Annotated in this window: 22 protein-coding genes and 1 pseudogene; 13 read left to right on the forward strand and 10 right to left on the reverse strand. The window is 45.1% G+C overall.

The window, feature by feature from the left end:
- The first annotated feature begins 4 nt into the window (after window positions 1–4).
- From DW205_RS07025 to DW205_RS07060, 7 genes are all read left to right on the forward strand, one after another.
- On the forward strand, window positions 5–1825 hold the full coding sequence (locus tag DW205_RS07025; protein ID WP_005864675.1) for a hypothetical protein: 1821 nt from the start codon (window positions 5–7) through the stop codon (window positions 1823–1825).
- 5 nt (window positions 1826–1830) lie between these two features.
- Window positions 1831–2976, forward strand: coding sequence for a YafY family protein (locus DW205_RS07030; protein WP_005864677.1), 1146 nt, complete (start codon window positions 1831–1833; stop codon window positions 2974–2976).
- A gap of 210 nt (window positions 2977–3186) precedes the next feature.
- Complete coding sequence (locus tag DW205_RS07035) at window positions 3187–3603, forward strand: hypothetical protein (protein ID WP_005864679.1); 417 nt, start codon at window positions 3187–3189, stop codon at window positions 3601–3603.
- Between the two features lie 193 nt (window positions 3604–3796).
- On the forward strand, window positions 3797–4240 hold the full coding sequence (locus DW205_RS07045) for a hypothetical protein (protein ID WP_005864683.1): 444 nt from the start codon (window positions 3797–3799) through the stop codon (window positions 4238–4240).
- A gap of 61 nt (window positions 4241–4301) precedes the next feature.
- Window positions 4302–4808: a hypothetical protein gene (locus tag DW205_RS07050; protein WP_005864685.1), complete on the forward strand. Its 507-nt coding sequence runs from the start codon at window positions 4302–4304 to the stop codon at window positions 4806–4808.
- Window positions 4809–4811: 3 nt separating this feature from the next.
- A complete protein-coding gene (locus DW205_RS07055) occupies window positions 4812–6875 on the forward strand; it encodes an AAA family ATPase (protein WP_005864687.1) in 2064 nt (687 codons plus the stop codon).
- Window positions 6876–7105: 230 nt separating this feature from the next.
- Window positions 7106–7513, forward strand: a complete 408-nt coding sequence (locus tag DW205_RS07060; RefSeq protein WP_370016474.1) for a tyrosine-type recombinase/integrase — start codon at window positions 7106–7108, stop codon at window positions 7511–7513.
- An 11-nt stretch (window positions 7514–7524) separates the two neighbouring features.
- Here DW205_RS07060 and DW205_RS07065 read toward each other — a convergent pair whose 3' ends face one another.
- The 8 genes and pseudogenes from DW205_RS07065 to DW205_RS22820 form a co-directional block, all read right to left on the reverse strand.
- Entirely contained in the window at window positions 7525–8010 is a 486-nt protein-coding gene (locus tag DW205_RS07065) for a hypothetical protein (protein WP_005864692.1), read from the reverse strand.
- 24 nt (window positions 8011–8034) lie between these two features.
- Window positions 8035–9243, reverse strand: a complete 1209-nt coding sequence (locus tag DW205_RS07070; protein WP_005864693.1) for a relaxase/mobilization nuclease domain-containing protein — start codon at window positions 9241–9243, stop codon at window positions 8035–8037.
- Between the two features lie 12 nt (window positions 9244–9255).
- Window positions 9256–9639, reverse strand: a complete 384-nt coding sequence (locus DW205_RS07075) for a hypothetical protein (RefSeq protein WP_005864695.1) — start codon at window positions 9637–9639, stop codon at window positions 9256–9258.
- Window positions 9640–10053: 414 nt separating this feature from the next.
- Window positions 10054–10608: a MarR family winged helix-turn-helix transcriptional regulator gene (locus DW205_RS07080; protein WP_005864697.1), complete on the reverse strand. Its 555-nt coding sequence runs from the start codon at window positions 10606–10608 to the stop codon at window positions 10054–10056.
- Window positions 10609–10620: 12 nt separating this feature from the next.
- Entirely contained in the window at window positions 10621–11628 is a 1008-nt protein-coding gene (locus DW205_RS07085; RefSeq protein ID WP_005864699.1) for a DUF6371 domain-containing protein, read from the reverse strand.
- A 116-nt stretch (window positions 11629–11744) separates the two neighbouring features.
- Window positions 11745–13121: a DUF3987 domain-containing protein gene (locus DW205_RS07090; protein ID WP_005864700.1), complete on the reverse strand. Its 1377-nt coding sequence runs from the start codon at window positions 13119–13121 to the stop codon at window positions 11745–11747.
- A complete protein-coding gene (locus tag DW205_RS07095) occupies window positions 13121–13480 on the reverse strand; it encodes a helix-turn-helix domain-containing protein (RefSeq protein ID WP_005864702.1) in 360 nt (119 codons plus the stop codon). The genes DW205_RS07090 and DW205_RS07095 overlap by 1 nt, the downstream gene beginning before the upstream one ends.
- 292 nt (window positions 13481–13772) lie before the next feature.
- A pseudogene (locus DW205_RS22820) lies at window positions 13773–13955 on the reverse strand (tyrosine-type recombinase/integrase); the annotation flags it as partial.
- Window positions 13956–14241: 286 nt separating this feature from the next.
- Between DW205_RS22820 and DW205_RS07105 the strand changes: the two are divergent.
- The 3 genes from DW205_RS07105 to DW205_RS07115 are packed head-to-tail and all read left to right on the forward strand — an operon-like array spanning window position 14242 to window position 17107.
- On the forward strand, window positions 14242–15471 hold the full coding sequence (locus DW205_RS07105) for a site-specific integrase (protein ID WP_117741749.1): 1230 nt from the start codon (window positions 14242–14244) through the stop codon (window positions 15469–15471).
- Between the two features lie 21 nt (window positions 15472–15492).
- Window positions 15493–16704: a site-specific integrase gene (locus tag DW205_RS07110; RefSeq protein WP_117741750.1), complete on the forward strand. Its 1212-nt coding sequence runs from the start codon at window positions 15493–15495 to the stop codon at window positions 16702–16704.
- A 28-nt stretch (window positions 16705–16732) separates the two neighbouring features.
- A complete protein-coding gene (locus DW205_RS07115; protein WP_117741751.1) occupies window positions 16733–17107 on the forward strand; it encodes a hypothetical protein in 375 nt (124 codons plus the stop codon).
- Between the two features lie 222 nt (window positions 17108–17329).
- Here DW205_RS07115 and DW205_RS07120 read toward each other — a convergent pair whose 3' ends face one another.
- Together DW205_RS07120 and DW205_RS07125 are read right to left on the reverse strand one after the other, a co-directional pair.
- Window positions 17330–17635, reverse strand: coding sequence for a helix-turn-helix domain-containing protein (locus DW205_RS07120; RefSeq protein ID WP_117741752.1), 306 nt, complete (start codon window positions 17633–17635; stop codon window positions 17330–17332).
- Window positions 17636–17681: 46 nt separating this feature from the next.
- Complete coding sequence (locus DW205_RS07125) at window positions 17682–17993, reverse strand: helix-turn-helix domain-containing protein (protein ID WP_117741753.1); 312 nt, start codon at window positions 17991–17993, stop codon at window positions 17682–17684.
- A 453-nt stretch (window positions 17994–18446) separates the two neighbouring features.
- Between DW205_RS07125 and DW205_RS07130 the strand changes: the two genes are divergently transcribed.
- The 3 genes from DW205_RS07130 (at window position 18447) to DW205_RS07145 (ending at window position 20824) form a co-directional block, all read left to right on the forward strand.
- Window positions 18447–18914 carry a DUF3408 domain-containing protein gene (locus DW205_RS07130; RefSeq protein WP_117741754.1) on the forward strand — a complete coding sequence of 156 codons (468 nt, stop codon included), beginning with the start codon at window positions 18447–18449 and terminating at the stop codon, window positions 18912–18914.
- Window positions 18915–19194: 280 nt separating this feature from the next.
- The gene (gene mobA / locus DW205_RS07140; RefSeq protein WP_117741755.1) at window positions 19195–19614 is read left to right on the forward strand and encodes a conjugal transfer protein MobA; all 420 of its coding nucleotides are present in this window, start codon (window positions 19195–19197) and stop codon (window positions 19612–19614) included.
- A gap of 1 nt (window position 19615) precedes the next feature.
- Window positions 19616–20824, forward strand: coding sequence for a site-specific integrase (locus DW205_RS07145; protein WP_117741756.1), 1209 nt, complete (start codon window positions 19616–19618; stop codon window positions 20822–20824).
- The last annotated feature ends 253 nt before the right edge of the window (window positions 20825–21077 follow it).

Genomic DNA, 21077 nt, shown 5'->3' on the forward strand with positions numbered 1-21077 from the left:
TAATATGGAACCTTTCATTGTAGGTATTGATATTACCTCTACAAAAGATTTGTTTGGTAGAAATAGAGAAATCGAGACATTGATCTCATGTGCCAAAAGAAAAGGAAACGCAGGAATAATTGGTGCCAGACGTTTTGGTAAGACTTGCTTAATGAAGTCTTTGGAAACATATTTGGTTAACAATAGTAGTATTGGGGCTTACCCTTTGTATTTTGATGTAAAAACTCAATGTGGAATTAAGAAAAATACTCCTGCTGTATATAGATCTATGGCTTCGCTTCTTGCATCAAAAATGTGTTTGGATAATTTATTACCAGAAGGGGAGCTGAAAATATCTAGAAGATGTTCTTTGGATATTTCTTGCGATGAACTCGACATGCGAGTACAAATGGAAGAATGGAATCCTGAATATCAAAAGCAAGTGCTATTTACACTTGCAAACAGCCTCGCAAAGAACAATAAATATTTGTTGTTGCTTCTTGATGAAATTGATTATCTCCTTTTAGAGGCATTTGATACTCCGTCTGACTTTTCAAGAATAAGAGGTGCTGCTACTTCTCCAGAGTCTAATCTGAAATTTTGGATTGCCGGTACCTCAACATGGAGTGCAATATGCACGAGTGTAGGCTCTCCAGAACTTAATTGTGGATTGGAAAATGTGACGATTACTCCAACATCAAAGGAGGACTTCACCTCTCTTTGGCAACATGAATGCTCTTTGATTAAAGAAACTTTCTTAAGACAACAGTATTTGGATTTATTGTCCCCTTTGTTTCAGAAGACAGGAGGCGTTCCATATTATGCTAAGTTTGTAGCTTCTCATATGTATACCAATAAAAAGGTTGCTCTGCCTGAATATGATGTAATTCGAGATTATTTATGTGAGATAATTAATAATCGGTTTGTATCTGAAGCAGAGCGTTCCACAATGTTCTTACTCTCAAAAGGTCCTAAGAATTTTGAAGGAACTATACCAGACGGAATAACGAGTTTAAGGTCTAAGGGTCTTGTGAATAGCATTTCTGAATCGACCTTTTATTTGCCGATTGGGTATTTGGAAGATTATTTGCGTGCATGTAGCCATGACAAGGAAGTTGTGGATATTGATTCCATAGAGCAAGAAGAACTAAATGAGCTAGTAAATCAAATAGAAAGATTGCGAGTTGGCGTAAATAAACGGTATATTAATGTTCATGAGGTATTTATTCCTTCTCACGAAGATCCAATCGAATTTGGAATCTTAAGAAAGCGATGCTATGATGAAGCTTCAATGGATGCATTTTCGGGATCGTTGTATAAATTATACTATGAAGGAAGTAATAACGGAAACAATCTTCCTGATAGATGGTCCGAATTCGCAAATTTAACTCGTGCATTAAGGCATCTATATAATCATAGAGAATGTGATCCTTCGACAATGTCAGAGGAGCGTTTGTTGATGATTGTCAATAATGGTAGTCGTCCGATTTATGATTATGAGTTCGCGAAGATGCAAGTTAAGGTTCTACAATTATGTCGAGATGAATTATGTGGCATGCAAGCTCCAACTTCTCCTTCTCGCACTAATACAAATACCTCTACAACTGAGTCGGACAGCAGTTCTGTTTTAAGAGGAAAAATTAATGGTGACAGAAACAGAATTTTTGTAGACAATCATCCTGTATACATTATTGACAATAGAATGGGATTTGCGCCAAACAATTCTCCTCGAGAATACGACTATTCTGAAAGAGAGGAGGTTTTGTTTGAATTAAGAGAAAGAACGAATCCAAAAACGGGAAAGCCTATCTCTTTTGCAATAAACGTAAGACCGGCAAATGATTAATAATCATGCAACGCAAGAACCTCTTTGACGGAGATAGCTATAAGGCACAATTTGCTTTGATAACCTATCGGTGGCTTATGAGTCACCGATGGGTTAGTTATGCAGATATCATGGCTGATTATATTGGTGTGACAACAAAAGAACTTCCTGCTAATTTGTCAAATTGCGATGGGTATGGCGAGTTGAAGAAGGTGGTTGGCACACTAAAGAAAGCTATAGCCGATAAGCTTGAAAAGGACGTTGGCGAATGCTTTGAGGAAGAAGGCAACAACCGCAATAAGCGCTTTCGATACGTTGGTAAGGATGATGATCCACTTGCAGACATGCGTAATGCCAAGGTCATCAATAATCTTCGTCAGTACTGGAAGTTTTGCCAGGACTCTGCTGGATTCTTCCCTAAATCGTGGCTGGAGTACTTCTTCCATGATTGTCAGGACTTGCTCGACATGAAGGCTAAGCGCCAGAAAGGTGAGCAGGTGATAAGTTCAAGCCTTGACCGAATATTAACCAATATAGAATATCTCCCTCAGCTCTATGAAGCTATTACCAACAAAACGGTGATGGAGATAGAATATAAGCCATACGACGAGGAACAAGTAACCTTACTATTTCATCCGCATTACTTGAAAGAGTACAATGGACGATGGCATTTATTCGGTCATGCAGAAGGTAGAGTACCGGAATTCGGGTACAACATTGCTCTTGACCGCATACAAGAGAAGCCTCGTGAGAGAAGTAAAGTGGAGTATGTTCCTGCACCAAATCACTTTTATGATGAGTTTTTCAAGGATATCGTTGGTGTGAGTCACATGAAAGATTTCCCGAACAAAGAACACATCGTTATACGCGCACACAAACATTATATATTTAAATTAATAGACACAAAACCTCTGCATCGTTCATATGAGGTCGTGAAACCATTCGGAGTTTATGAGGATGGAGAGTATGCCGAGTTCTCTGTGGATGTAGAGATGAACAACGAGTTTATTGGTCGCGTTCTCCAGATGGGTGCAGGACTCGAAGTTATGTCACCGCCAAAGATACGTATGATCTTCGCGACAAGAGTGAAAGACATGGTTTCATACTACCTTGAACATGAAGAGAAACTCCAACGAATGGTACCAAATTCAGAGGAACCAATAGGAACATAGGTTCTTGAAAATATCACAAGAATAGTTATTACATTTGCAGCGTCAAACTTCGAAAACCACCACGAAGTTGACGCTGCAAATCGTTGGTGAAAGTTAGTGAACCGAATGAAGGAATGGTTCTAAAATGAGAGGAACCATTGTTCTGGTAAAAACATTCTTCAAATCCGAAATCAAGTAGTAATTTGTACTCGAAATCAAAAACGAAAGACTATGAAACAGACACCAAACAACAACAAGGCAACCATGAATAACAAGGCAACAGCAAAGCAGACAAAGAAGCAGAGGAAGGCAGAGGCAGATGCTCACAGAAGAACCAACAAGCGTTGGGAACGTGTTGAGACATCTGATCGCTATCGCAAGGCAGCTACCGAAGAGCTCTGCAATGTGACAACAAACAAAATTGAGATTGAGGTACTTGACGGCATCCTTCTCAACTTGAACATCAGAAGTAAGATGAAGCCTTCAAAAGTGCAGGACAGAATTCTCCGTCGCATCGTAGAGAAACGTCAGGCACAGGCAAGCCACAAGAAGCATGGTCGTTCAGAAGATCTCACCTCAATGCACATCACCCTTGCATGCACAAGCAAGTGCATGAAGGATATCAGAAAGAAAAGATACGCTGCATGAACTTTCAAAAATGAGTGTGATTGGTTCCAAAACGGAAGGAACCAATACTCATGTAAAAAAGCTTGCATGCCCTATACTAACATAGTAACTTTGCATCACAATTCCGAGAGAGTTGGTTTTGTTTATATATTATTTTATTATTACAAACAACAGAGGTGGCGGCCTATTCCGCTAAACAAAAACCAGACGTACGATGAACACATCACTCGCACTCATTGCCGCAAAGGCACTCCCAGCCCTCTCGGGTAGTTCTCTCACCTACAACGCAGAGAAGAACGTGTACCTCACCCTCGGTTACACCAGCGCAGCTGGCAACACCTACTACCGAGCAATCCGTCTCTCTGACCGATTGGCAGTTTACTACCACATCGGACAAGGTTACGCCCACACCTTCCTCAACGGCATCACGCTGTTTGCATGGAACGGACAGAAGGCAAACATCATTGCTCAGAAGTTCTGGGGCGGATGCAACTGGCGATGTTTCAACGAACGAAGCGCCAAGGAAGAGAGCATCCTCATGCTGAAGGACTTCCTGAAGGGACAAGCCAAGGCAATGGGCAGCATGGTGGCAGAGAGTCAGCTCCTTGACTTCTCGCGAAGCATGATAGAGGCAACTCATCAGAAGTGCTTGGGCTAACCATCATGCCCAATCAAAGAGAGAACAAACAAAAATCACAAACCAAGAAAAACAAAACGACATGGCAAGCTTAACAAAAGCGATCAACAAAGATCTGTTCGACAGCATCCTGCCGACATTCGGTAACCAACGAGTTCACATTCCTGTATGGGACGAAGGACAGAAGATGTTCCTCTGCGAAGAGTACGAGAGCGCAAGCGGAAACCGCTACTACAAGGGCGTGAGATTCTGCGACCGCATCGTAGTTGTCGAGAAGGTGGGACTCTACCACAACTGGACCTACATCGACGGCATCGAGGTTTACGCCTTCAACGGTACACGCCTTGAACTTGTTCAGAAGAGAGACTACGACAAGGTGCATCGCAACGAGGAGTTCATCCGAAAGGAATTAGAAACCATGGTGCGCAACTTCTTTGAAGGAGTACTCAAAGCCCAGAGAAGCTGCATGCCACAGGAAGAACTCGAAGAGAAGGCGAAAAGCATCATCGATGGATGCTACAAGAGTTTCCTCGACAGCGACTACAACACACGTCTCACCCAAATCCTCCCACAAATCGAACAGAAGTAGGACATGCAGAACACACAGATAGACCCACACAACCACGAGCAGCAGCTTGCATACGAGCTTGTTGCCAACACAAACTCCAGCTTCTTCCTCACAGGTCGTGCTGGAACAGGTAAGACAACCTTTCTTCACAACGTACAGAAGTTGGTTGGAAAGCAGTTCATCACCCTTGCCCCAACAGGTGTGGCAGCCATCCTCGCCGGTGGCGACACAATACACTCCTTCTTTGGCTTGCCGATGGAGGTGTGTACGCCAGGAACATGCGGCAAGATGAACGAGGCAAAGATTCTGACGCTTTTACATGCAGACACGATCATCATCGATGAAGTGTCGATGGTAAGATGCGACATCATGGATGCCATCGACTACACCATGCGTAAGGCTCTGCGCAACAACATGCCTTTCGGCGGCAAGCAGATAATCTTCGTAGGCGACATGTTCCAGTTGCCACCGGTGGTGAAGCAAGGTCCTGAGAAGGATATGCTGAAGGATCTGTACCAAACGGATGACTTCTTCTTCTACAAGTCAGACGCCATCAAGCGCATGCGACTCGTGAAGATTGAGTTCCGCAAGGTGTACCGTCAGGATGACGAACACTTCCTGCACATCTTGGAGAACGTGCGCCTGAACAAGGTAACACCAGAGAACATCATGCACCTCAACGATCGCGTTCACATTCCGACCGCAGAAGATGGTGCTGTCATCACGCTGGCTTCCATCAATAAGACGGCAGACAAGATCAACCTTCAGCGACTAGAGGAGATTGAGTCGGAGGAGTTCGTCTATGAAGGAACCATTGACGGCAAGTTCGAGGAAAAGAAGTTCCCGGTGGACATGAAGCTTCGCCTCAAGGTTGGTGCTCAGGTGATGTTCACTCGCAACGACCAGCAAAAACGATGGGCAAACGGCACTCTCGGCAAGGTGAGCAAACTCACTAAGGACGAGATCTGCGTGACGCTCAACAACGACGAGACATACATTGTGCCATGCTGTTCATGGGAGTCGTACAGCTACGACTACAACAAGGAGGAGCGCAAGATGAAGAAGGAACTCATTGGTACATTCACCCAGTACCCTCTGAAACTTGCATGGGCAATCACCGTCCACAAGAGTCAGGGCATGACCTTCGACAAACTCTCGCTCGACCTCAGCCGTGGCATGTTCGCAGCAGGACAGCTCTACGTAGCTCTGAGCCGTGTTCGCAGCCTTGAAGGTCTGTACCTCTCGAAGAACGTCATACCTCAGTATGCTCATACGAGTCGTGAGGTGCTGACTTACGCAAGCGAGTACAACAACGAGCAACAGATTGGCAACGAGATAGAGAGCGGAAAAGCTGTCTATGGCGCACTCCAGCACAACGACTACGACGAAGCGGCACGTCAGTACCTGCTCCTCGTAGCGAAGAAGGCTGAGAACGGCGACATCAAAGAAGCCATGCAGCAAGCAAAACGCTTCCTTGACATACTCGTGTGCGACGAGCATCTCTATGGTTCGATAGAGTCGGTACCAGAGTGTCTGACAAAGGCAAGCCGTTGGGCACCGAAATTCCTTGCTTCGTTGCTCTGCCTCTATGCAGAGAAGTACGAGGAAGCATTGGCGTACGCTAACGAGGTACTGGCAACACACCAATGTGCAGAAGCCATGTACATCAAGTCGCGTGCCTTGGCAAAACTCGAACGCTACACAGAAGCTGACGAGACCAACTGCCAGCTTGCGAACGTGTTCGAGATGGCAACACCAGACGCAAAGGTGCTCTTCATGATTGCCATGCTCAACGAGATGCACATTGGCGATCCAGGACTTGACTTGATGCGCAAACTGGTAGAGGCACGTCCAAAGTACGACCTTGGCATCCTTGCCCTTCGCACTTTGATGCAATGCCACAACCTAAAGCTTGACAAGCAGTCGGACAACAACTGCGAGTTGGTGGACCTCTTCAACTCAGACGCTACCGAGGAGGAGTTCCTTGCTCAGCTGAAGGTCTGCCGAGAGAAGGCACCAAAGGCTATCGCTTACTTGATTCGCAGAATCAAAAAGCAAGAATTCAACGAAGAAGAGCCTGCAGCATAAAGCAGGTGGCTCTTCCAAACAAACAAAACCAGAAAAAGATGAAGACAAGAACTGCAAAACTGAGAGACATAGAGCAAGTGGGGTTCCCTATTGTGAAAGCTGCATTCAAGGGAAAGGATGGAAATGTGTACGTGGGTGCTATGATGGTTGATAGCGGTTCCGTACATTGCATACTCAACAAGTCGGTACTTTCATTGATCGACGAGTCAAGTGTAATAGACGGCAAGACCATGGACATACACTCAGTACAAGGAAAGGGTGTAAAGTGCCAGGGTGTATCATTCAACTTCAAGATAGGATGCGGAGAGTACGATACATTCTATGTCAACAACACTATCGATTTCAATGCCATGTTTGATGGCGTGTTGATTGGCAACGACGAGCATCCAACAGAACCATGCACATACCGCAACTACTACAACAGTTTGATGGCGAAACTCGACATCCCTAAATTGAAATATCACGGCCTGCGCCATAGCTTTGCCACCCGTTGCATTGAAGCCGGATGCGACTATAAAACTGTCAGCGTATTGTTAGGTCATTCCAACATTTCAACCACGCTCAACCTTTACGTTCATCCTAACATGGAGCAGAAGAAGCGTTGCATTACCAAGATGTTCAAATCATTGGGCAAGTAAAAGTGTGTAACTCATCTTTTATATATAGCCCATAAAATTACGGCAAGATAACTAATCGCCAGTACGACCAAAGTAAATATAAGCCAAGAGGTGGAAAGCCAAACGCCTTCATTGTTCTGGAGGTGTTTGGCCATTTTGTCACTATGCCTTTCCAATAGATCTTCTTCGGCCTTAATATGTCGGACTGTGCATTGATGCACTTTTGCCAACTCATCTGTGCTGATTTTGGCACGGAAAACTATATTTTGTTCCGCTTTGACAATAGCACGGCAAATGCCTGAAATAATGTTGTCGGCACTATCCGTAGCTGTTTTGAGCGCAAAAGTAACTTCTTCCATTTTGCGGGTAGCGGCTTCCAATTCTAAACGTACATCCTTTAGTTCTTTAATTTTCTGTTCAAGTTTACTTTCTTCTTGGGCTACTTTGTTTTCATTGCCTACACCTTCTATAAGGCCGTCAATGTCTATCTTGTCAGATTTCCCTTTTCCTATTCCCATATTCATTGATTTTGAGTGAAACAATTATCTGTGTAAACCCCTCCTGCGCTTGCAAAGATGATTAGCCATTTGAGCGCATCGCCTTGCCCATTCGCGTTCATCCTCATCTTTATCCTTTCCCCAACCGCTCATGTCAGAACCTCCGCCGCCACTGGATGCAGCCATGCTCGTTGCACCGTCAAGGTATTCAGCAAAAAGGAGCAAGGCGGTTTTCTGTACATCTTCTATAGTTGCTAAGGGATTGTCATCCGGCACGGAACATTCCTTGCAGATGATTTCGTCCGCTTCTTCCGGTATGGCCACATGGTAATGGTGATATTCATCCGTGGAAATGTCGTAGTGCTTAATAACTGGAGCCGGACGGTTTGTCTGTGGCATTTCAGTCGAAACGGTAGCTGGCCGTATTTTCTGTTCGGTATTTGGGATTAGCGAAGATTTCCGCTCTCCATGAAGCCTTGCCCATGTCGCTTCTATCTTTGAAGGCATGAGATGTCGGCCTTTACCGAGAATGGAGGATTTATAACTGGAGTTGCCCGACAGAATAGAATAGCCTCGTACATTCCCCTTGTCATCCTCTTGCAAGTGTATGCCGTAGCCGTGTGCTTTTAGTCCGGCCTCATAGCCTGACCAACTGAAATTCGGCAAGGAGCGAAGCACGTCCATGCAAGTGCCAGCAATCTCCAGCCTGCGTTTCTCGTAAATATCCTCCGGCTGTACCCATACCCGCCGTTCATTGATAATGTACGCAGCCGACATTGCCCGTTCCGCTATTAAGTGGTCATCGTTGACTTTTCCATCCATGTCCACACGGTTCACATCTATGTGCAGATGAGGTATGCCACTCTTTGCATCATGATGGAGAGCAACTACATACTGACTGTTCTTTACGTTGGTGGATTTCGCACTGGTACGTTTAGTCTTTTTCGAGAGGTCAATGGAATCGAATACTTGGATGTACTCGTTTGCCAATCTAACCCAATCGTCCAGCATCCAGCCTGCGGATTCTTCCTTAGTTGGGGATATTTCCATTCTTATCACATTCCGTTTGAGCGGTCTGCCTTTGTTGATTGTATTGGCAAATTCTTTTTGCTTGAGTACCATACGTTGGTACATGGCTTCAGCCGATATGTCATCGGGCAGAAAGTTCACTTTCACGATCTCGGCCTTGTCCTTGTTGACCGAATAGCGGACGGCGTTTCCGCCGTGGCTGATGGTGGCCGCTTTTGCTATCATTTGGTTGAGGATTTATTGGGTGATGTATTCCTGAATTTCATTCCAACGGGCTATAAGGGGAATGGCTGCACGCATCCACTGCTCCACGAAACGGGTGTCTGCGAAGTATTGCGCCCGATGGCTGCTCTGTATGGACTTGACGGCTGCCGCTATTAGCATTAGTGCGCCCCGTGCATCAGAGAGACTGCAAAGGGCTTCCACCTCCTTGTCGGTAAGCCGCCGCCTCGGATGCTGCCCCAAAGCACATTTTCGAATATAGTCGCTCAAAGTCAAACCGCAGGTCTCGGCAAGTTCCACGGCTTTTGCGTATTCTTTTTCGGTCACTCTGGCCTCCAACCGCTTTGTGCGCTTTATATCCTTTTTCTTTTCGTCCTTGTTTTCTTCCGTTGTTGTCATATCTAATGATTTGTAATAAGGTGATACGATAAAATAAATAAAACTGGTCAGCCCGGTGCGAGCTTGCGAGCGGCTGTAACGGCTTATGTGGCATGGAAGCGCGGAGCGTTTTTGTGCGACATAGGCAATTCTTGTAACAGTCCTGACACGAACTTTGGATATATCATGACTCACAGAGCGGGCGGTTTGTCCGAAGTCTTTATAAACGTCTAAAACAAACGTACTCCGCTACATTCATTCCTCAAAAAAGTGCTTTCAACCGCTTCATAAGAACAAGCCCCAATTCCGCCATAAACCAACGCTTTTCCAAAAGGTCACAAAATGCAGCGTGAAAGGCCGTGTTTCGCATTGTAAAAAGCCATCTTTTGAAAGCCAATACACGGCATTTTGCAACGGTCTCGGTTTCATTAGGTTTTACGCTCCGTTTCCGTCATGAACATTATTGCCCAAAATAAGGGATAGAGACGGCTGTTCACTGTTACAACAGGCGGAGGTATCCGACTTTCCAATTCCATCATTTGGCGTATTGGCAGAGATACCATCTTTATCTATACCATTGTCGCCAATCTCTCCGACACAATGGTGCCGCTCTTTCACGCTCACGTAATACGGATTGAGTATCTTTTGATTGTCCGTATACCATGCCGACACACAATGCACGGTGTGTATGCTTGTGCGGTTGGTCTGTTCGGATGTGACAATCCCCAACTCGGCCATTTTGTCAAGTAACCTCGAAACAGTCTTCTTGTCATAGCCTAAACGGGTAGCCAATTCAACTTCCGAAAGGGCGGCTTGCCCGATATGCAATGTAACGGCAAAGCCTTTCTTTTCGTACTTCGTTTCCTTAATGACCACAGCGTCAATGAGGCATTTCAATACCTTCATGCGGTCGATGCCGTACTTGCTTCCTGTCAGAAAATCAAGCTGGCTGTCGGAAAGCACTATGCAATAATAAACGTCTTTCTTCATTTTCATTTCTATTTATTGTTCAACTAACTCTAACTGAAATTGGTCAATGAGCGTTTGCAAACTCGGACATCGCTTTATCATTTTTTGAAGCGTCATCATGGGAGTGTCCGCCATCAGCAGAAAGTCAGCTATATCTAATCCTTTTTCCCTTTGTTCGTCTGTAGCGCACTGCTCCAGTTTTTCACTGAAAACCACCTTGGAGCAAACGGAAGAAAGCAACTGCACTTTCTCCTGCCAAACCATTTTCGCTCCCAAATCAGGACAAAGAATTACGGCACGGTTCTTTAATACGCCAACGGTGTCAGCCTTGAAACAGCCGTGTATTCCTCCAGTTGCCAACCATACAAAATCAGGCATGAAGTGGCTGGCCACTAAAGCGGATTTCTCACTCTCCACAATGGCTACAGCTTTTGTTGGATAGCCAGCTAAAAGATGTTCGCCAAACAAGCATTGCTTCATGTTAAAGTGTTCAAGTTCCAATTCCGTATGCACCCAACTCACATAGCTTCTCGGTTCTTTTACCCGATGTCCTGTTGTCGGATTATACAACATTATCTTTCCTGCTCGTACTTTTCCTTGTCGGTCAATCTGCCAGAACACCGTGGAGCCTCCCCATTTCTTGGATGTCCCGACACAGTATAATTTGAACAGCCGGGATGTTTCTTTCTCACCCAATACACCCGAAAGAAAGATGAATAACGGATTCAGTTCGTAGTTGGCAAGCGAGCGATGCATAATGTCACGATCAATGTAATCTGTTGGCTTGGGCTGCATAACTTTTGCTTGTGACTTCCACGACTTCCTTTCTTCCAATGCAACGGGATTATCCTTGAAATAATCCGATGGCTTGTAATGGTATTGGCACGAATGTTCATGGTCACATCTGCCTACATAATCGGGAAAGGCAATCTGCCCTTCCGTATCAACATATTTGACAAAGCATTGCTTCCTTCCGCATTTAGGACAGGTCAGCTTAGAGCCTCGCTTGTATTTTTGGAGCGTAAATCTGTATTCAGTCATAGTTCCTCCTTTTTTATAAATGCAGTTCGTGCAGTTTGCAGTTGTTGCAGTTTTGCAGGTTACCCATGTCTTCTGAACTGCAAACTGCAAATACTGCAAGGTGCAAACCGTGTAGCTCATTGCAGTTTCTCATATTCTCCTCTTTTGATTTTCCTGATAACCTTGCTCGTTGTAAGGTTGACCAACATATACATCACAGACCTTTCGGACAGGCCGACTTCTTTTCCTGCTTGGATGGCTTCGGCGGTAGAAAACAAGGCTGGTACGTTGTCAAGCAATTCTTTCTTTTGCGGTTCTATGCTCTCCATCAACATGAATCTTTGTATGTTTGAATAACAGTCTTCAAAATAGGAACTTAATCTGATGGCCGATTTAATGGAATCTATATCCACGAAATCCTTGTGTACTTCGCCACAAGCCCATCGGAGTATCTGAAATACCAAAGCCAACCGTGCAGCAATCATGGGTATTTTCATTATCCGACTGTCAACCAAGCCGTCATCCTTTATTTGGTTTACCTTATGAATTAGGCCATTGCGCCAGTTGGTAAAATAGGTACCAGCCTCTGGAGAAAAATTCAGTACGTTCTGTAAAGCGTAGTCGTTATTCTCATCCGTTATAAAACAAATCTCGCAAATACGGTTGATTACATCTTCCCACAAGGCAGAATACTTCTCAAACGATGAAGCTGTGAAATCTTCGTCAATCGGCCAGTCTGATATTTCCTGCGACGAGGGATATACGAAAATTATCCTATCCAGCAAGCCATTGTCCTTGTACCCCTTATCGACCAGTTCATGCACACGGGTAGTCTGCATCGTGCCGACTATGTTTATAAAAGGTCGCTCAATGTGAATAGGTATCGGCATACTGCATCTTGACACATCAAGAGGCTTACCGCTAAAAGCCGTCAAGAGCTGTTCTATCAGTTGCCCCTTGCTGTATTGATTCACGGCGTTGAACATTCCCATTATTTCATCCACATACACGGTCACACCTCTTGGATTATCGTTAAGTGCACGAATAAGAGCCTCAGGGGTAAAGTCCGAAATGATTGTTCGCTTCAAAATCGGCTTGGGCGGCAATGACGGCCTTTCATCTTTCTTGCCCTTCTGACTTTCTAGTATGGAATTGTAGTTTTCCATATCTATCTTGAATTGCTTAATGACTTTGGCATCAAGCTTTCGGATGGGGCGAAAAGCAAAGTCAAGCGGAGGTGTTTTACCCATGCCTGGCCGTCCGATCAATATCATGTATAGAATTGGACTGCTAACCCAGCCGCCACGGATGCGGATGTTGACCGCATTGCCGATGGCCGTTGATGCTGCTGCAATAAGGGATGCCATTGTGTACTCAATGGAATAGTTCTCTTGCCGTGCTAATGCCAGAACCATGTCCTGCAACTTGGCAGGAAACACGTCCAAAGGTATCTTGTTCTCTATGATACCCTCGAACTCCATTCTGATGCTGTTGCACAAGTCAAGTGAATCCATTAGAACGGTCTGTTTCGTTTGGCATTAATGAATTGTGCAGCTTCTTCCGCCAGTTCCTTCTGTGATTTCCGTTTGCCGTCATGAAGCCATGCGTCAATCTCCGATTTGAGGAACATGATGCGCTTGCCTCTCTTATGAAATGGAATCTGGTGGCAGCTCGTCCATCCGTAAACGGTCTGTTCCGCCGGATGGCTGGGCAGGTATTCGCACAGTTCTTTCAGGTTCATCCACTGGTCGGCAGGCCGTATTTGCGGGATATTGTTCAGACCGTCAATCTTGGAGTCAAGTTTATTCAACTTGTCCATCATCCATGACATTGCCTTGGGCAAATCTTCAAATGTAATGTTCTTGTCTTCCATATCATTATCAGTTGATTTTGCCGCAAAGTAATGGCAAATCCCAATACTGATTTATTGGTGACAAATATCACATAAAGAAACATCAGCAGGTCATAAGAATCATAAACAATATGCGCTGATTATCAGCATCTATAATGACAAATTCCATTATTAGATTTTTTCGCTTATGCCTCTCGGCATAAGCGAATCATCATTGAATCATAAGGTTGTGAAGATAAAAATGCACAGAAACAGAAAGCCACCCACATGAAGATGCAGATGGCTTATGACTTAAATGAAATGATATAAGAGGTTATTCGGTCATTGGCAAATCCAGCTTAATCGTCTTGGTTGCCTCTTCCTTTTTAGCATCAACAACCTTTGCATACACTTGAGTTGTACGGACATTCGTATGACCGAGCATTTTGCTGACCGTGTAAATGTCTGTTCCTCCGGCGAGTTGCAGGGTTGCATACGAGTGTCTAGCGATGTGGAATATACAAGGCGAAGCAAGCAATAGTGAATAGGTAAAGATTAAACGTAAGTCGTTTGAAATGAGCTGTATTTCTGTATTCTGCAAAATGTGGAAAATGCAAACGACAACGGAATATTGAGGTTGTTCAGTTACCAAACCGTTAGCCGGGTAGTTACCGAAACGGGAATAGGTAACACAAAGCGATGAAAAGAAAACATCACCGTTTTGTTTGCGCTCATACACAGTGTTTTGCGTATCAAAGAGCGCTTATATGGCAAGTAACTTTGCACTAAAAAAATATAAGCGTATGAAAGTAGAAAAATTCAAGGTGTTGCTTTACCTCAAAAAGAGCGGACCGGACAAGTCAGGTAAAGCTCCCATTATGGGACGCATCACGGTAAACAGGACAATGGCGCAGTTCGGTTGCAAGCTGTCCTGCACACCGGAACTGTGGAATCCCCGTGAAAGCCGTCTGAACGGCAAGAGCAAGGAAGCGGTGGAAACAAATGCCAAGATTGAGAAGTTGCTGTTGGCGGTGAACAACGCCTTCGATAACCTTGTAAGCCGTAAAGTGGATTTTGATGCCACCGATGTGAAGAATCATTTTCAAGGAAGCATGGAAACACAGATGACCCTCATGAAAATGACAGATGCAGTCTGTGACGACATCAAGGCACGTATTGGCATAGACCGTGCGAAAGGGACTTATCCCGGCTATCACTATATGCGTCTGACGCTCGGGGAGTTCATCGAGAGCAAGTACAAGGTCAAGGATTTGGCTTTCGGACAACTGACGGAACAATTCATCCACGACTATCAGTCTTTTGCCACGGAAGAGAAAGGCTATGCGATTGATACCGTCCGCCATCATCTTGCCATCCTGAAGAAGATATGCCGTCTGGCATATAAGGAGGGATATGCCGACAGAATCCACTTCCAGCATTTTACCTTACCAAAGAAGACGGAAACGACACCACGGGCATTGAGTCGTGAATCGTTTGAGAAAATCCGTGATGTGGAAATACCCGCTTACCGCAAATCCCATATACTGGCAAGGGATATGTTTCTCTTCGGGTGCTACACCGGGGTCTGTTATGCGGATGTTGTCTCGATTACCCACGAGAACCTATATACTGATGAGGGCGGTGCTTTGTGGTTGAAGTATCGAAGAAAGAAAAACGAACTTCGTGCCAGTGTGAAACTGTTACCGGAAGCGATTGCGCTGATTGAAAAATATCATAGTGAGGATAGGGACACCCTGTTCCCTTTGCTGCATTGGTCAAATCTCAGACGACACATGAAAGCGTTGGCGGCACTGGCAGACATCAAGGATGATTTGTGCTACCATCAGGCGAGGCACAGCTTCGCCTCGCTGATTACGCTTGAAGCTGGTGTGCCGATAGAAACCATCAGCAGGATGCTGGGACATTCCGATATTTCCACAACACAGGTCTATGCCCGTGTCAGCCCTAAGAAACTTTTCGAGGACATGGACAAGTTCATAGAAGCCACCAAAGATTTTCAATTAGTTCTTTAATCCTTTAATACAGAAAACGATATGCGAAGCACATTTTCACTTTTGCCCTACATTAACCGCAGCAAAGTAAAGGCTGACGGTACGACCGCCATACTCTGCCGTATAACCATTGACGGCAAACAGACTGCCATCAGTACGGGAATTTATTGCCGACCGGAAGAATGGAACAGCAAGAAAAACGAGATTAAATCCGTAAGGGAGAATAACCGCTTACAAGAATATTTACGCCTGACAGAGGAAGCCTACAATGAGATACTGAAATCACAAAGTGTGGTCAGTGCCGAAATTTTGAAGAACCACATATCCTTGAACAACATCCATCCGACCACTCTTCTACAGATGGGTGAATGGGAACGTGAGCGGTTGAAGAAGCATTCCGAAGAAATAGACTCGACTTCTTCCTATCGAAGTTCAATGTATTATCAGAAGTACCTGACGGATTTTCTTACGTCCATCGGTAAAAAGGACATTCCCCTTGAAGAAGTGACGGAGGATTTCGGCAAGTCCTACAAAGCCCACTTGAAGAAATGCAAGAACTTCGGGGTTTCCCAGACCAACCATTGCCTGCGTTGGCTGAACCGCCTGTTGTATCTTGCCGTAGACAAGGAGATTCTCCGTGTAAATCCCTGTGAGGACCTGGAGTATGAGACAAAGCCGGAAGCAAGGCACAGGTACATCAGCCGTGAGGAGTTCAAGAAGATACTTTCCATACCGATGTATGACAAGCGTATGGAACTGGCAAGACGGGCTTTCATATTTTCCACCATGACAGGACTGGCGTATGTGGACATCAAACTTCTTCATCCCCACCATATCGGAACAAACGCTGATGGCAGACGGTACATCCGCATCAACCGCAAAAAGACAAAGGTGGAGGCGTTCATACCCTTACATCCCATAGCGGAACGGATATTGTCGCTGTACAACACGACCGATGACGAGAAGCCCGTGTTTCCTCTTCCCAACCGTGATGCCCTATGGTTTGAGGTTCACGAATTGGGAATAACCATAGGGAAAGAGGAAAACTTGACCTATCACCAAAGTCGGCACAGCTTCGGCACTTTTTTGATTTCGGCAGATATACCCATTGAAAGTATCGCCAAGATGATGGGACACTCCAATATTAGAACGACACAGGGATATGCACGGATAACCGATGATAAAATTTCCAAAGATATGGACAAACTGATGGAACGAAGAAAGGAAATATCGGCTGGCGAAAAGAAGAAATAGCAAATAATCATCATAAAATAAAGGAATTATGAGCAGAGGCATAATAACAATCAGTGAAACGGGTGCAGTCACTATGCCGACCGCACCCGTATGGATGATGCAATTTGAGATTGCCGACCTGTTCGGGGTGTTCTCGTGCAATGTCCGCAAGACGATACGGGTAATCTATAAGAACAATGAACTGAATGAAGCCGATACGATGCGATATATCAGGCAACCGGATGGTATCAGTTATGACGTTTACAACCTTGAAATGGTTATAGCCATTGCATTCAGGATATGCAGTAAAGAAAGTGCTTTGTTCAGACGGTTTATAATAAATGAAATCAGCACCACCAAAAGAGAAACGCCTGTTACGTTGTTTGTTTCCTGTGGCAGGAGTAATAACCGATGGTATAGTTGAGGTCATCCCGTCAGCCACTTGTTTCCGTTGCCACACGTTTGAAAGGCTCCGACAACGAAAAATAAGCAACTGATGGGTAATTATAAGAGCAGAAAAGGAACGGCTTACGGATGAAGTGTCAATACTGCGCTTCGTCTGTAAGCCATTCCTTTTTTCTTTTTGTCGGAAGTCTATTGCTGCCGCAATACAGGGCATACGGCAAACTGCGCTCCTTCAAGAAAATCAGATTGCTGCCTGTCGGTAGGCGGAGCGGTAGCCGTCATTCAGCATCTTTTCAATGTCGGATTCACGGTAGAGGATTTTACCGCCCAACTGGATATAGGCGATACGCCCTTCATTGCGGTAGTCCTGAAGTGTCCGGCGGCTCACCTTCAGCCGTGCCGACACCTCCTTGTCAGTGAAGAAACGCTCACCGCCCAATGTCGGGCGGTAGTTGGCGGTCAGGTGCTCTACATTATCAAGCAGTCGGTCAAGACTGCCCATAAAGTGGATTATCCACTTGTTGTCTTTATTAATCAGTTCGTTCATATTACTTTGGATTTAGTGGAATTATTGTTGTCACTCTATTTAGTTATCAGATAGTCCTGCCTTTGAACTTCGCTTCCTTTCTTCTATCCTCCACAACGGAGACAATGAGCTCCACGTCTTCGGGACGGTAATACGTCTTGTGGTTTATCTGTGAATAAGCCAGCGTGCCGTTATCCCGAAGCGTCTGTAACGTGCGAGGGCTGATGTTGAGCATACGGCACACGTCCTGATTATCCATCCATTCGCTCATTTTCTTTTCCCCGTGCCGATGGCAGATGGCATCCATACGGCTGACGAAACGGTCGAACTTGGCGACCATTGCCTCAAAGGTCTTTCTTTCGATTGATACGATTTCCATATTGCCTTTCTTTTAATTGTTACTGTTTCTTTTGCCACAAAGAAATACATTATCCGCTGTCATGCAATGGATTTTCAAAAAGTGGCAGCGTGTTGCGCCGATTCGGTAGTCATTGTCCGGGGTACTGCTTGCCGGTTATCTGTGAGCAAGCCGGTGGAATACGATTTCCGTTCAGCCTTTAATTCCCATGTTTTATAAAGAAGCCACAGCCAAAATAAGGGCTTAATTTAAAATAGCCCCCAATCGTACCTTTGTCCTTTCAGCTATTCATATCCGGCAAATCGGTGAAGTCCGCACCGATTTGTCAGTCTCCATAAAGCAAAACCGAACAAAAATGCCTAAGAAAATCCAAGTGCTTGACTGACTGCATTAAAGCACCTTACTTCGCTCCCGATAATCGGTCGAGGTATAGACCAAGACCACATTCAATAACTTAATCAATTTGTTTTTACAATGAAAAAAGAACCAAACATTACAGAGCAACAGGCTCGTGAAATCGTGGAAAAAATGGGGCGCAGGGAACCCTACACCTCCAAGTCGATAGACGACTTCTACAGGAGTATCGGTCTGGAACCGGAGGAGCCGGAACAGCTCGGCAAGACCGTCACGGAAGAAGCAGAAATACCTATGACAGATGAACCTTCAGGAGTGGCGACCGAGGAAGCGGCAATGCCGCAGAAGCGCATCAGCAGCAAACAGCGCAGGCTGTCTTTGGAGGAGTACCGCACCACCTATCTGCAAGTTCCCAAGATTATTAACCGCAAGCCTGTGTTCGTCAGTGAGACGGTGCGTGACGAGCTGGACAGGGTTGTCCGCTACCTCGGAGGAAAGGGCATGAGCGCATCCGGACTGATTGAAAACCTTGTCCGCCTGCACCTCGATGCCTACCGGAATGACATCGAGCAGTGGCGCAAACTCTGACGGGATTACGGTGGAATCGGTTGAGCCGTTGGATGTACTCCATCGGTTCGACCGATACACAAAGTGAGTTATTACATTCGGAAATCAATCCGACAGGCGGAGGATTTTTGTGTCCTCAAAGACACAGCAAGATATATTTTCAGTTACCCGAATAATTCTAAGTAACTGAAAATGCCTTCACCGCCGTGGGCAGAATTATCCTCCGCAGTCGGATAATTTCGGGGTTCATTAATCAAAGATTAAGCAATGGACAAGCCATAAAATTAAAAGAATAAGAAGCATGAAGAAGAGCAAGTACGGGAGAAATCCCAAGTTGAACCCGAAGACACACTGTGTGATGGTGCGCTTCGATGATGTAGAATGGAACAGGTTTCTGACGATGTATGAGGAATCGAACGTGTACGCGAAGGCAGTCTTTCTCAAGGCGCACTTCTTCGGTCAGAAGTTCAAGGTGCTGAAAGTGGACAAGACGATGCTGGACTACTATACCAAACTGTCGGACTTCCACGCCCAGTTCCGCTACATAGGCACGAACTACAATCAGGTTGTCAAGGAGCTACGCATCCACTTCTCGGAGAAGAAGGCGATGGCGTTGCTCTACAAGCTGGAGAAGTGTACCATCGACCTTGTGAAACTGAGCCGTGAGATTGTAGAGCTTTCAAGGGAGATGGAGAAATGTTACCAATCCAAATCCGACTGACATGGCATCGGTCAAGGTCAAGTTTCGCCCATCCACCATAGGCGGCAAGGAGGGCACAATCTACTATCAGGTGATTCATAACCGTGTGGTTAGGCAGATATATACCGACTATAAACTTTTCGCTTCGGAATGGCAGTCCCATTCCGAAGCGGTCATACTGTATCGTGTTCCGAATAAGCAAGAGCGGAACAACCATTTGCTTTCGATAAGCTCACGCATCAGATGGGATAAGGACAGGTTAAACAAGATTATACAGACCTTATCCCAATCCGGCACATTTGTGACGGATGATGTAGTCGTGCGCTTTCAGGACAACAGGCAGGAGCCATCGTTTAACAACTATATCCGCCAGCAGATTGCCAGATTGAAACGCTTGGGGAAGATACGCACCTCGGAAACCTATACGGCAGCACTCCGAAGTTTCAGCAGTTTTATGGATGACAAAGAGGTCTTGTTTGACCAGATTAACGCTGACCTGATAGCGGAATATGAGGCTTATCTAAAAGGCAGAGGCAACTCGCCCAATACCATCTCGTTCTATATGCGTATCCTGAAAGCGGTTTATAACCGTGCCACTGAAGACGGATTGACCGAACAACGGCATCCGTTCAAGTCTGTCTATACGGGAGTGGAGAAAACTTTGAAGCGAGCCATATCGCTTGGCGACCTTAAATGCATCAAAGGGCTGGATTTGTCGTTGAAGCCAAACCTTGACTTTGCCCGTGATATGTTCCTATTCTGTTTCTACACAAGGGGTATGTCGTTCATTGATATGGCTTATCTGAGGAAGAAGGACTTGCAGAACGGCATTCTTTCCTACCGCAGACGCAAAACCGGGCAGCAGTTGTTCATCAAATGGGAAAGATGTATGCAGGAGATTGTTGACAAATATCCCGTAAACGAAACCGAATACCTTTTGCCAATCATCACAAAAAGAGGTGAAGATTATCGAAAACAATACGCCAACGAGCTTCATCGGGTGAACCATTTGCTGAAAAAAATCGGAAAACAGCTGGACTTGCCGATACCTTTGACGATGTATGTCGGGCGGCATTCGTGGGCAAGTATTGCGAAAAGCCGCAATGTGCCTATCTCTGTCATTAGCGAGGGAATGGGGCATGATTCGGAGAACACCACGCAAATCTATCTTGCTTCGCTGGATACCTCAGTGGTGGATAAAGCCAATAAAAAAATACTGGATTTGCTGTGAAGCCGTGAATGTTTTGCGAATCTGCCCAACGCTTGCCAAGAGACGGATATTATAATGCAAAATTACGCAAAATAATGATTCTTAAGTCATAAAACGCTGAAAATCTTACTTGTTGTCACGCTTTTTGTTTTGCGAGAAATACCAGATGTTTTGCGAAATCAGCTATAAAAAAGGAAAACACAACTCTATATCAACGATATAGGGTAACTCGTCCGTCTCTTGGCAAGAGATGGTAGTATAAATGGTTATTTTA

The organism is Parabacteroides sp. AM17-47, assembly GCF_003434625.1.
Lineage (GTDB): Bacteria > Bacteroidota > Bacteroidia > Bacteroidales > Tannerellaceae > Parabacteroides > Parabacteroides distasonis.